Genomic DNA, 12,596 nt, shown 5'->3' with positions numbered 1-12,596 from the left:
ACCCGTCTGGAGGACCCCGTGCGCGTGCTCGCAGCACTGTCCGGCGGCGTCGACTCCGCCGTCGCCGCCGCGCGCGCCGTCGACGCCGGCCACGAGGTGGTCGGGGTGCACATGGCGCTGAGCCGCAGCCGTGCGCAGCACCGCAGCGGCAGCCGCGGCTGCTGCTCCATCGAGGACGCCTCGGACGCACGCCGCGCCGCCGACGTGCTCGGCATCCCGTACTACGTCTGGGACCTGTCGGCGGAGTTCACCGAGACGGTCGTCGCGGACTTCGTCGCCGAGTACGCCGCCGGGCGCACCCCCAACCCGTGCGTGCGCTGCAACGAGCACATCAAGTTCGCCGCGCTCCTGGACCGCGGCCTCGCGCTCGGTTTCGACGCCGTCGCGACCGGCCACTACGCACGCCTCGTCGAGGGCGCCGCGGGGCCGCAGCTGCACCGCGCCGTCGACGCGGCGAAGGACCAGTCCTACGTCCTGGCCGTCATGGGCCCCGACCGGCTCGCCCGCGCGCTGTTCCCGCTCGGCGACGCGCCCAGCAAGGACGCCGTGCGCGCCGAGGCCGCCGCCCGCGGGCTCTCCGTGAGCGCCAAGCCCGACTCCTACGACATCTGCTTCGTGGCCGACGGCGACACCCAGGGCTTCCTGCGGGCGCACCTGGGCTCGCGCCCGGGTGAGGTGGTCGACGCCGGCGGGACGGTCCTGGGGACCCACGACGGCGCCTACGCCTACACGGTCGGCCAGCGCAAGGGTCTCGGCCTGGACCGGCCGGCCCCCGACGGCCGACCGCGCTACGTGCTCGGCGTCGACACGGCCGCCAACCGCGTCGTCGTGGGGCCCTCGGAGCTGCTGTCCGTGCGCGTCGTCGTGGGGCACGCCGTCGTCTGGCTCGCCTCGGACGTGCCCTGCGCGGCGCCCACGCGCGTCCTCGTGCAGGTGCGTGCGCACGGCGAGGCGGTCCCCGCGCTCGTGGTGCGCGACGGCGAGCGCCTGCTCGTGCGCCTCGACGCGCCCCTGCGTGGGCTCGCCCCGGGGCAGTCGCTCGTGGTCTACGGCGCGGGCCCGGACGGTGCCGCCTCGGCCGACGACGCGACCGATGCCGGTCCCGACCCCTCGGACCGGGTCCTGGGTCAGGCCACGATCGCGGTGGCCGGCTCGGGGGCGGCGAGCGAGGTCGAGCGGGGCCTGGGCGTCGGGGCGCCGGCATGAGCGACGCCGTCGCGATCGCCGGTCCGTCGGGCTGGCCGGGGGAGGACGCCTACGCGGCCCACCTCGCCGCGCTCGACGTGCTCGCGGACCCGCCCAGCGGCGTGGCCGGCGTCCCGGGGCTGCTCGCGCTGCCGAACCGGGGGCCGTGGGCGCAGCCTGCGGGCCGCGCGCTCGCGCTCGCCGAGAGCATGCCCGCGAGCCTCGAGCCCCACGGGTGGCGGCTGGCCCTCGTGCCGGGCGCAGACCAGCAGCTCGCGCGGCGCTACCTGCGCGCCGACGTCGAGGCGCTCGCGCTCGCCTCGGCAGGCTGGCAGGGCCCCGTGACGCTGCCGGTGCTCGGCCCGTTCTCCCTCGCCGCCGTGCTCTGGCTGCCCGTGGGGGAGCGGGTGGTGGGCGACGCCGTGGCCCTGGCCGACCTCGTGAGCTCCCTCGCGCTGGGGATCGAGCGGCACGTCGCCGAGGTGAGCGCCGCGCGTGAGGTGGTCGCGGGGTCGGACGACCCGGGCGCCGGGGCCGAGGTCGTGCTGCACGAGCCGTTCATGCCGGCGATCCTCGCGGGCTCGGTCCCCTCGTTCTCGGGCATGAGTCGCCTGCGCGCGATCGCGCCCGAGGTCGTGGCGGACACGCTCACGCGCGGGTTCGCGGCCCTTCCGGGGACGCGCGTCGTCGTCCAGGTCGAGCCCGACCCGGACGTCATCAGCGCCGTCGGCGCCGCGCGGCCGTTCGCGCTGCAGCTCGACACCGCGCGGCTCGACGCGCGCGGCTGGGACGCGCTCGCCGAGCAGGTGGAGGCCGGGGTCCAGGTGCGCCACGCCGTCGTGCCGCACGCCCGCGCCGACGAGCGGGCCGATCCCGGCGCCGTCGCACGCTCGGTGCTCGAGCCGTGGCGCGCGACCGGGCTCACGACGGCGGACCAGCCCGTCGTGGTCCTGCCGCGTCCCGGGCTCTCGGAGGTGACGCCCGGTGCCGCCGCGGCCACGCTGCGCGCGACCGCCCGCGCGGCGCTCTCGCTCGGGGAGCTGCTCGCCTCCTGAACGGGCTTCCCCGGGGTCCGAGCGGCACGATGCACGGCGATCGCGGGACTGTGACGGCGTGCGCTCCCGGCTGGGGACCGATCTGGCCGGGTTCGCGGCGGTGGCGCTGCGCCATGCGACGGGGGTGGCCCACCGCGGCCACGACTTCCAGCGACCTCGCAGTGGCCACGGGTCTGGACGTGGTCGATCTGCGCTGGATCGCAGCGGCGGGGATGTCGCAGGCTCGGGTCACAATGGCCCCATGACGAGCCAGCCCACCGTCCCCGCCGACCCCACGCCGCCGGAGGCCCGGCAGCGCTGGGAGGCGCTCGCGGAGGAGATCCGGGCCGCCCGGGCCGCCTACTACGAGGACGACGCGCCGACGATCAGCGATGCGGAGTTCGACGCGATGATGCGCGAGCTCATCTCCCTCGAGCAGGACTTTCCGGCCCTGCGCTCCCCGGACTCCCCGACCCAGGTGGTGGGCGGCGCGCCGTCGGCGACGTTCTCGGCCGTGCGTCACCTCGAACCGATGTACTCGCTCGAGAACGCGTTCTCCGCCGAGGAGATCGCCGCCTGGTACGACCGGGCGCTGCGCGTGCTCGAGGCGCCACCCCGGCTCCTGACCGAGCTCAAGATCGACGGCCTCGCCATCGCGCTCACCTACGAGCGCGGGCGCCTGGTCCGTGCCGCTACGCGCGGTGACGGTGTGACGGGCGAGGACGTGACCGCGAACGTGCGCACCATCGGCTCGATCCCGCACGAGCTCGCGGGTGATCCGCACGCCCATCCCGCGGTGGTGGAGGTGCGCGGGGAGATCTTCTTCCCGGTCGAGGGCTTCGCGGCGGTGAACGAGGCGCAGGTCGCCGCCGGCAAGGCTCCCTTCGCGAACCCGCGTAACGCTGCGGCGGGATCGCTGCGCCAGAAGGACCCGGCCGTGACGGCCTCCCGACCGCTCGACATGTACGTGCACGGGCTCGGGGCGCTGGACTGGGGCGTCGCGGACCCGGGCGAGGACGCGCCGGACTCGCTCTCGGGGACCTACCGGCTCCTGGCGTCGTGGGGCCTGCCGATCTCGCCGTACACCGAGCCGGCGCACGACCTGGCCGACGTCTCGCGCCGGATCGAGCAGGTCGGCGAGGACCGGCACGGGTTCCGCCACGAGATCGACGGCCTCGTGATCAAGGTCGACGAGTTCGCCGACCAGCGCCGGCTCGGGTTCACCTCCCGCACTCCACGCTGGGCGATCGCGTTCAAGTACCCGCCCGAGGAGGTGTACACCAGGCTCCTCGCCATCGAGGTCGGGATCGGGCGCACGGGCCGCGCCACGCCGTTCGGCGTGATGGAGCCGGTCCTCGTCTCGGGGTCGACCGTGCGCCAGGCCACGCTGCACAACCAGGACGTCGTCCGGGCGAAGGGGGTTCGGCCCGGGGACATGGTCGTGCTGCGCAAGGCGGGCGACGTGATCCCCGAGATCCTCGGCCCGGCGCCCGCCGCGCCGGACGACGACTACCCGCGCACGGACTGGCAGATGCCGACGAGCTGCCCGGTGTGCGGCACCGAGCTGCGTCCGATGAAGGAGGGCGACGTCGATCTGCGCTGTCCCAACGCCGAGACCTGCGCCGCCCAGGTGCGGGGCCGGCTGGGGCACATCGGCTCGCGCGGCGGGCTGGACATCGAGGTTCTCGGAGAGGTCACCGCGGCCGCGCTCACCCAGCCGGAGTCTCCGGCGCAGCCACCCCTGCACAACGAGGCCGACCTGTTCGCGCTCGTCGGATACCCCGCGGACGCGGACGAGGAGACCCGCAGCCGGGTCCGGGAGCGCAGCCTCGACACGCTCATGCCCGTCGTGGCGATCGTGCGGGACCCGGAGACCGGGCTTCCGCGTCGGGAGGAGTCCGGGGAGGTCCGCGTCCGCACGCCGTTCCGCCGGAAGGTGACGTACTCGAAGGCGCGGCGCGCGCAGGCGGAGGCCGCCGGCGAGGCCCTGCCCGAGTTCGTCCCGTCGGCGGCTGCGCTCACCCTGCTCGACGAGCTGGACCGGGCCAAGACGAAGGACCTGTGGCGTGTGCTCGTCTCGCTCAACATCCGCCACGTGGGACCGGTGGCGGCCCGCGCGCTCGCCGCGCACTTCGGCTCGCTCACGGCCATGCGTGCGGCCAGCCAGGAGGAGCTGGCCGCGGTCGACGGCGTGGGTCCCGTGATCGCGGCCTCGTTCCGGGAGTGGTTCGAGGTTCCCTGGCACGAGCAGATCGTCCGGAACTGGGAACGCGACGGCGTGCGGACCGCGACACCGGGCCACCCCGGGCCGGGCGCGGGTGCCGCGCCGGGGGAGGGCGGCATCCTCGCCGGGCTCACCGTCGTGGTGACCGGGGCCGTGGAGGGGTACTCGCGCGACGAGGCCAAGGAGGCGATCCTGGCCCGTGGCGGGAAGGCGGCCGGCTCGGTGTCGAAGCGGACCGACGTCGTGGTGCTCGGCCCCGGCGCGGGGTCGAAGGAGGCCAAGGCGCGGGAGCTCGGCCTGCCGATCCTCGACCAGTCGGCGTTCGGGGACCTCCTGGCACGGGGCCGGGACGCCATCCCGGGTCCTGTCGAGGAGGCGGACGCCGAGCAGGACGAGTCCGCGACGCCGAAGAGTGCCGAGAAGGCGGTCGCGGACGACGCGGCCGCGGACGAACCCGCGGCGGACGACGCCTGAGGGGGGCCGGTCGCGTCGCGCACCACGGCGCGTCCCTGGCGTCCTCCTGAGGGTGAGGCACGTCACCCACCCTGCGGTCGCTGCACATTTGCAGTGGGTGCAATAATCTCCAGGTGCCCACGCTCCGCGCCCGCAAGAAGGCCGCCCGTCACGACGCCTTCGTCGACGCCGCACGTCGCCTCGTGCGGGAGCGCGGCCTCGACGGGGTCACGGTGGAGGACGTCTGCGACGTCGTCGGCGTGTCACCCCGGACGTTCTTCAACTACTTCGCCACGAAGGAGGACGCCGTGCTCGGCGTCCCGGTCGACACCGCCATCGGCGCCCCGCAGACGCGCGAGGCCTTCGCGGCCGGCGGCCCGACCGGCGACCTGCTCGAGGACTGCGGCCGGCTGGTCGCCGAGATCCTCGCGCAGGACGAGGAGGGTCGCGACGAGCTGGCCGAGCTGCTCGAGCTCGTGCACTCCGAGCCCAAGCTGCTCGTGCGGCACCTCGCCTGGATGGAGACCCAGCGCCGCGCCCTGCAGGACCTGATCACCTCGCGTGAGGAGGTGCGTCCCAGCGGCGTGGACCCCGTCGTCACCGCGACCACGGTCGTGGCCATGTTCCGCGCCGCGGTCCTCACCTGGCGTGGCGACGCGACGCCGGGCCACCACGCGCCCGGCGACCCCCCGCCCGACGCGACTCCCGCGACCGAGCCGGGCTCCGCCGTCGTGCGCTGCGCGCCCCACCACGCCCCGGGCGTCTTCGGCAGTCCCGAGGACGCCGTCACCCACGTGCTCGCCCAGGTCCGGCGCCTGGCGGGCGGCACCATCCACCAGCAGGAAGCACAGGGAGCACCATGACCGAGCCGACTCCGGCGCTCGTCGAGCACGACGCGGGCCGAGCGCCCGTCGTCCTCACCCAGCGCACGATCTGGATCATCTTCGGCGCCCTGATGGCGTCGATGTTCCTCTCCTCGCTCGACCAGTCGATCGTCGGCACCGCGATGCCCACGATCGTCGGCGAGCTCGACGGCGTGGAGCACCAGGGCTGGCTGATCACCGCCTACATCCTCGCGATCGCCGTCGTGATGCCGCTCTACGGCAAGGTCGGCGACGTCGTCGGGCGGCGGTGGCCGTTCCTCGTCGCGATCGCGCTCTTCACGATCGGGTCCGCGGGCTCGGGCTTCGCGCAGACGTTCCCCGAGCTCGTCGCCTGGCGCGGTGTGCAGGGGCTCGGCGGCGGTGGCCTCATCATCCTGTCGCAGGCGATCATCGCCGACATCGTCCCGGCCCGCGAGCGCGGCAAGTACATGGGTCCGATGGGCGCCCTGTTCGGCATCTCCGCCGTCGTGGGCCCGCTGCTCGGTGGCTGGTTCACCGAGGGTCCGGGGTGGCGCTGGTCGTTCTGGGTCAACGTGCCGGTCGGGATCGCCGCGATCGTCGTGTCTTGGTTCGCGCTCAAGCTGCCCAGCCACAAGGACTCCAAGCCGTTCGACTACCTCGGCGCCATCCTCGTGGTGCTCGCGACCTCCGGAATCGTGCTCGTGACGAGCTGGGAGTCGCTGGTCGGCGGCTCCGGCTACGACTGGAGCGACGGCCGCCTCATCGGGCTCGTCGTCGCCACCGCGGTCGCGATCGCGCTGTTCATCGTGGTCGAGCTGAGCGCGACCGACCCGCTCATCCCGCTGCGGCTCTTCCGCAACTCGACGTTCACGGTCGCCACGATCATCGGCCTCGTGCTGGGCATGGGCATGTTCTCGGCGCTCGCGTTCCTGCCGACGTTCCTGCAGATGTCCACCGGCGCGGGGGTGACCGAGTCCGGCTTCCTCATGCTGCCGATGATGGTCGGCGTCATGCTCACCGCCATCGGCTCGGGCCTCGCGATCACGAAGACCGGGCGCTACAAGCTGTTCCCGATCGTCGGCCTCGCGATCACGGCCGCCGGCATGGTGTGGCTCACCACGATCACCGGTGACATGTCGATGGTGCTGTTCGGCGCCATGATCTTCGTCCTCGGCGTCGGGCTCGGCCTCACGATGCAGACGATCGTGCTCGCCGTGCAGAACTCGGTGGACCCGCACGAGATCGGCGTCGCGACGAGCTCGAACAACTTCTTCCGCGAGATCGGCGCCGCGGTCGGCACCGCGCTCTTCTCGACGATCTTCACCACGAAGCTCACGTCGAACCTGCTCGCGGTGCTGCCCGCCGGTCAGGACGGGGGCGACAGCGCGGGGTCGCTCACGCCGTCGGCGGTCGCGCAGCTGCCGGAGCCGCTGCACACCCAGATCGTCGACGCGTACACGAACGCCCTCGCGCCGAGCTTCTGGTACCTCGTGCCGCTCGTGCTCGTCGGGCTGGTCGCGGCCCTGTTCCTCAAGGAGGTCAAGCTCTCCGACACCGCAGGCATGGTGGCGCGCGGGGAGGCGGTCGCGGCGCACTGACGCCCTGGCGCTGGACGGCGGGCACCCCGCGGCGTCGCCCGATGCGGGAACCACCCGCCGGAGCCCGCCGAATCAGTCGCGCGCGAGGGCGCGGGCCATACTGCGGAGATGATCTCTCCCGACCTGGCCCGCGCCCTCGCCGCGTCCGGACTGCGCTGGACGCCGCGGTCCGGGGACGTGTTCATGATCCCGGGGGGCGAGCTCGACGGCGAGACGTTCGTCGTCTCCGAGCTCACCATCGAGCCGCGCGAGTACCTCAGCGGGACGATCCTCGCCTTCAACGGCACCACCGAGTGGGCGCTGGACTCCGCGGCCGTCGAGGACACGCTCTGGCTCCCGCGCGAGGACCAGCTGCGCGAGGCGCTCGACCACCAGTTCATCTCGCTCGAGCGCGACGCGGGGGAGTACCTCGTGCGCACCGCGAGTGCGCTCGGCAGCGGCTCCTACCGTGCGCCCTCCGCGCCCGACGCCTACGCCGAGGCCCTGCTGGCGCTGCTGCGGCGGAACGAGACGACGTGACGGACGCCCCGCGGATCGACCTCAACGCCGACCTGGGCGAGGGCGCCGGCGACGACGAGGCGATCCTCGACGTCGTGACGAGCGCGTCGATCGCGTGCGGCGGGCACGCGGGCGACGCCGTCTCGATGCGACTGGCGCTCACCCGCGCGCGCGAGCGCGGGGTCGCCGTCGGGGCCCACCCGTCCTACGTCGACCGCGAGCACTTCGGCCGACGCAGTCTCGACGTCGAGGCCCGGGTCCTGCAGGCGCAGCTCACCAGCCAGGTGCGCGCGCTCGCGGACGCCGCGGCGGACGTCGGCACGACGGTGCGGTACGTCAAGCCGCACGGCGCGCTGTACAACACCGCGATGGTCGACCCGGCGGTCGCCGACGTCGTCCTCGCGGTCGCCGCGACCGCGCTCGCGGCGCCCCTGCCCGTGTTCGCCCTGCCCGGGTCGGTGCTGGCACGACGGGCGACGGCCGCGGGGGTGGGCGTCGCCGTCGTGCCCGAGGCGTTCGCCGACCGCGCGGCCCGGGCCGACGGCACGCTCGTGCCGCGCGGTGAACCGGGCGCCGTGCTGACCGAGCCCGAGGAGGTGCGTGCCCGCGTGGCCGGCCTCGCCGCGCACGCGCGCACCGTCTGCGTGCACGGCGACACCCCGGGCGCGCTGACACTCGCGCGGGCGGCGCGGACCGGGCTCGAGGCGGCGGGCTTTCGCCTCGAGCCGCTGCTCGACGCCTCGTGACCGCTGCGACCGGGCCCACCGGCCAGGGCGATCCAGGCGGGCCGACGGCGCCTCCCGGACCCTCGGCGCCCTCTGGGGACGCGACTCCCGCGGGGGCCGGGGCGTGCGGCGGGGTCATCGCGCGCACCGAGGGCACCGGACGCCCGCGGGTGCGCCCCTACGGCGAGGCTGCCCTGCTCGTCGACGTGCCCACGGCCGCGCACGCGCGTGCGCTCGGCGCGCTCGCGCGCGAGCTGCCCGACGTCGAGGACGTCGTCCCCGCGGCGTCGTCCCTGCTCGTGCGGGTCGCCCTGCCCGAGGCCACCGCACTCGTCGCGGCGCGACTCGCCGCGCTCGGCACGCCCGCGCCCGAGAGCGGCACGCCGGGGCGGCACGTCGAGATCCCGGTGACGTACGACGGCGAGGACCTCCCCGCGCTGGCGGCGCACCTCGGGCTGAGCGTGGGCGAGGTCGTGGCGCGGCACAGCGCGCCGCGCTACACGGCGGCGTTCGCGGGCTTCGCGCCCGGCTTCGTCTACCTCGAGGGCGTGCCCGTCGAGCTCGTGGTCCCCCGGCGGTCCGAGCCGCGAAAGCGCGTCCCGCGCGGCGCCGTGGCGCTGGCGGCCGGCTACACCGCCGTGTACCCGCGCGAGAGCCCGGGCGGCTGGCACCTGCTCGGTCGCACCGAGGTGACGCTGTTCGACCCGACCCGCGCGGAGCCGGCCCTCGTCCGCCCGGGTGACACCGTGTCCTTCGTCCCGGACGCGGTGCCCCGCTCGGCGGCGGCCCTGCCGGTGGACTCGGCGGACGGTTCGGCGGGCAGTTCGTCGGGCGGCGCCGTGGCCCACCGAGGCGCGCCTCCGGCGACGAAGAGCGGCCCGGTGGCGGTCTGCCCGGACCCGACCCGTGGCAGGTCGACGGCAGGTGGCAGGTCGACGGCAGTCGAGGTGCTCGCGCCCGGGCCGCTCACGATCGTGACCGACCTCGGCCGCGCGGGCCGGGCCGACGTGGGCGTCGCGCCGTCGGGCGCCTTCGACGTCGACGCGCACCGCACCGCCAACGCGCTCGTGGGCAACGACGAGGGCGCCGCGACGCTCGAGGTCCTGCTGGGCCCGCTGGTGCTCAGGGCCGACGGCGCGGTCGTGCTCGCCGTCGTCGGTCCGGCGGTGCCGGTGCGGGTGAACGGGCTCGCCATCGAGAGCGGACGCGCGATCGTGGTGCCCGCCGGCGCTCGCCTGGAGGTCGGACCCGCCTCCGCGGGCCTGCGCTGCTGGGTGGCGGTCGCTGGGGGCTGGGACGTCCCGCCGGTGGTCGGCTCGCGTGCTCGCGACACCCTCGCCGGGCTCGGACCCGAGCCGCTCGCAGCGGGGACCGTGCTGACAGTGGGTCGCGCCCACCGTGCGCACCGCCACGTCGGCTGCGACTCGCGCACCGCGGCCCGGGGCACCGCGCGCACCGGTGCCGGTGCCGATCTCCGTGTCGGTGTCGGTGCCGGTGCCGGTGACGGTGCCGGTGCCGGTGCCCATCGCAGTGCGGATGCCGGTGCTGTCCCAAAGAGCGGCACAAGCGTCCGACCCGCGGGCGACTCGAGGGCGGGAGCTCCCGAGCCCACGCGGCGCACGCCGGACGCGGCAGCGCCGCCCGGCCGCGTCGCGGAGCTGCCCGTGCTCCCGCCGCCGCGACCGGAGCTGCTGGCGTCGGGCGCCTGGGACGCGATGCTCGACTCCGCGTACATCGTGAGTCACGAGGCCAACCGCGTCGCCGTCCGCCTCGACGGGCCGGCCGTCGCGACGCGCGCCCCGGCCGATCTGCCCTCCCAAGGGCTCGTGGCCGGCGCGGTGCAGGTCCCGCCGTCGGGGCGGCCGGTCGTGTTCGGACCAGATCACCCGCTCACCGGCGGCTACCCGGTCGCGGCCGTGCTCACCTCGGCGGGTCTCGCCCGCCTGGCACAGCTGCGACCCGGTGCGGCCGTGCGGTTCGTCACCGCGCCGGCCGGTGACAACCCTGCGGGTGACAGCCCTGCGTGTGACACCCCTGCGGGCCGTCGGGGTGCCGGCCGTGGCGACCGGGGCCGCGGCGGTGCTGGCACAGGCCGTGGCGGGCTGCCACGATGACCGCCATGGCTTCCCCCTCGAACGATCCGAGCAGGTCCGCCCCCTCCTCCGGGACCGACGCCGGCGCGCTCGCGCGGCGGTACTGGTTCCCGGTCGTCCTCCTGATCGCGGTGATCGTGTTCATCACGCAGAACCGTCAGGAGATCCCCGTCAGCTTCCTGTCCTTCCAGTGGCGCGCCTCCGCCTGGCTCGTCTACACGATCGTCGTGCTGGTAGGGCTCGTGATCGGCTGGTTCCTGCACCGCCGTCGCATCCGCCGTCTCGCCGTCAAGCGCTGACCGGCGCACGAGCGCCGAGGGCCCGGGAGATCCCGGGCCCTCGGCGCTGAGTCGTGCGTGGGAGTCGATCGGGGGGCGGGTGCGGCGACCACCGGCCGATCACCGACCGACCACCGGCCGCCTGCGGCCCCGACCGCGACGCGCGACCGTCCCCGAACGCGTCAGACGGTCGGCGCGGCCTTCGTGGGCTGCTCCATGTCGTCCGGGACGGTGCCGCCGTCGGCCAGGACACGCGCCTCCTCGGCCTGCACCATGAGCGGCGGCGCCGCGGCGATGCCGGAGGGGTCCTTCGGCCGACCCGGCAGCAGGACGTTGAAGAACAGGTTGAGCAGCACCGAGACGATCGCCGCCGCCGAGATGCCCGAGTGCGCGATCGTGACGAACCACGTGGGGAACTGGTCCCAGAACGTCGGCACCACCACGGGGATCACGCCGAACGCGAGCGCGACGGCGACGATCACGAGGTTGTTGTTGCCCTGGTAGTCCACCTTCGACAGCGTCCGGACGCCGCTCGCCGCGACCGTCCCGAACAGCACGATGCCGGCGCCCCCGAGGACCGGGCCGGGGATGAGGTTGACCACCCCGGCCAGCACTGGCGACAGCCCCAGCAGCAGGAGCACGGCACCACCCGCAGCCACGGCGAACCGGCTCTTGATGCCGGTCAGCGCGACGAGCCCGACGTTCTGGGCGAACGCGGTCGCGGGGAAGGTGTTGAACACCGGGGCGACGGCGGAGGACAGCATGTCGGCCCGCAGGCCGTCGGCCACGCGTCGGGAGTCGACCTTCGTCCCGACGACCTCGCCGACGGCGAGGATGTCCGCCGTCGTCTCGACCATGATGACGAGCATGACGATCGTCATGGAGATGATCGCCCCGACCTCGAACATCGGCATGCCGAACGCGAAGGGCGTGGGGAAGCCGAGGATCGACGCGTCGCCGAGCGCCGAGAACGACGAGCGCCCGATGATCAGCGCCGCGACCGTGCCGACCACGAGGCCGAGCAGCACCGCGAGCCGCGACGTCGCCTTGATCTTCGCCAGGACGAGCACGACGGCGAGCGTGAACATCGCGAGGCCGATGTCCCGCAGGTTGCCGAAGCTCTCGTTCGGGACCCGCTCGCCGTCGACCGTGATCATCTCCTGACCGGTGATCCACCGCGCCGCGACCGGCATGAGCGAGAGCCCGATCACGGTGATGATCGTGCCCGTGACCACGGGCGGGAAGAACCGCACGATCCGGGCGAAGAACGGCGCGATCACGAAGCCGACGACCGCCGCGACGACGATCGCGCCGTACACGTGCCGCAGCCCCTCGGTCCCACCGCCGGTGCTGCCGATGATCGCGGTCATCGTGGAGACGGCCGCGAAGGAGATCCCCTGGACGAGCGGGAGCTGCGCGCCGAGGAACGGGACGCCGAGCGTCTGCAGGATCGTGGCGGCCCCGGACAGGAACAGGCCGCTCGCCACGAGCAGGGTGAGCTCGGGGCCCGAGAGCCCCGCCGCGCCGCCGATGATGAGCGGGACGGAGATCACGCCGCCGAACATGGCGAGGATGTGCTGGAGGCCGTAGCCGAGCGTCCTGCCCGGGCTCAGCCGTTCGTCCTCAGGCCGCACGGTGGCGGCCGGGGTGGTGGTGGTCATGC

The 12,596-nt window shown here is 74.7% G+C and carries 10 protein-coding genes; 9 read left to right on the top strand and 1 reads right to left on the bottom strand.

The features are described from left to right. Positions 1-18 precede the first annotated feature (18 nt). The 9 genes from mnmA (at position 19) to AC3AQ1_RS03705 (ending at position 10,954) form a co-directional block, all read left to right on the top strand. Positions 19-1,206: a tRNA 2-thiouridine(34) synthase MnmA gene (mnmA, locus tag AC3AQ1_RS03745; RefSeq protein WP_108719957.1), complete on the top strand. Its 1,188-nt coding sequence runs from the start codon at positions 19-21 to the stop codon at positions 1,204-1,206. Beyond that, positions 1,203-2,240, top strand: coding sequence for a uroporphyrinogen decarboxylase/cobalamine-independent methonine synthase family protein (locus AC3AQ1_RS03740; RefSeq protein WP_108717870.1), 1,038 nt, complete (start codon positions 1,203-1,205; stop codon positions 2,238-2,240). The genes mnmA and AC3AQ1_RS03740 overlap by 4 nt, the downstream gene beginning before the upstream one ends. A 241-nt stretch (positions 2,241-2,481) precedes the next feature. Next, a complete protein-coding gene (ligA, locus tag AC3AQ1_RS03735; RefSeq protein ID WP_108717869.1) occupies positions 2,482-4,917 on the top strand; it encodes an NAD-dependent DNA ligase LigA in 2,436 nt (811 codons plus the stop codon). A 113-nt stretch (positions 4,918-5,030) separates the two neighbouring features. Next, positions 5,031-5,759, top strand: a complete 729-nt coding sequence (locus AC3AQ1_RS03730; protein WP_108717868.1) for a TetR/AcrR family transcriptional regulator — start codon at positions 5,031-5,033, stop codon at positions 5,757-5,759. After that, positions 5,756-7,339, top strand: a complete 1,584-nt coding sequence (locus AC3AQ1_RS03725; protein ID WP_108717867.1) for an MDR family MFS transporter — start codon at positions 5,756-5,758, stop codon at positions 7,337-7,339. Before AC3AQ1_RS03730 ends, AC3AQ1_RS03725 begins: the two co-directional genes overlap by 4 nt. A gap of 108 nt (positions 7,340-7,447) precedes the next feature. Then, positions 7,448-7,858 (top strand): pilus assembly protein CpaE, encoded by a 411-nt coding sequence (locus tag AC3AQ1_RS03720; protein WP_199916523.1) that lies wholly within the window; start codon positions 7,448-7,450, stop codon positions 7,856-7,858. Beyond that, entirely contained in the window at positions 7,855-8,583 is a 729-nt protein-coding gene (pxpA, locus tag AC3AQ1_RS03715; RefSeq protein WP_234417742.1) for a 5-oxoprolinase subunit PxpA, read from the top strand. The genes AC3AQ1_RS03720 and pxpA overlap by 4 nt, the downstream gene beginning before the upstream one ends. A gap of 149 nt (positions 8,584-8,732) precedes the next feature. After that, positions 8,733-10,676 carry a 5-oxoprolinase subunit B/C family protein gene (locus AC3AQ1_RS03710; protein ID WP_159096364.1) on the top strand — a complete coding sequence of 648 codons (1,944 nt, stop codon included), beginning with the start codon at positions 8,733-8,735 and terminating at the stop codon, positions 10,674-10,676. 5 nt (positions 10,677-10,681) lie between these two features. After that, positions 10,682-10,954: a LapA family protein gene (locus AC3AQ1_RS03705; protein ID WP_108717864.1), complete on the top strand. Its 273-nt coding sequence runs from the start codon at positions 10,682-10,684 to the stop codon at positions 10,952-10,954. A 161-nt stretch (positions 10,955-11,115) separates the two neighbouring features. Here the strand turns inward: AC3AQ1_RS03705 and AC3AQ1_RS03700 are convergent, their stop codons facing one another. Beyond that, positions 11,116-12,594 (bottom strand): nucleobase:cation symporter-2 family protein, encoded by a 1,479-nt coding sequence (locus AC3AQ1_RS03700; RefSeq protein WP_108717863.1) that lies wholly within the window; start codon positions 12,592-12,594, stop codon positions 11,116-11,118. Positions 12,595-12,596: the final 2 nt, after the last annotated feature.

The sequence above is a fragment of the Miniimonas sp. S16 genome, assembly GCF_057748195.1.
Note: the sequence above shows the minus strand (reverse complement) of the source record. Positions and strands in the feature narration are given on the sequence as shown.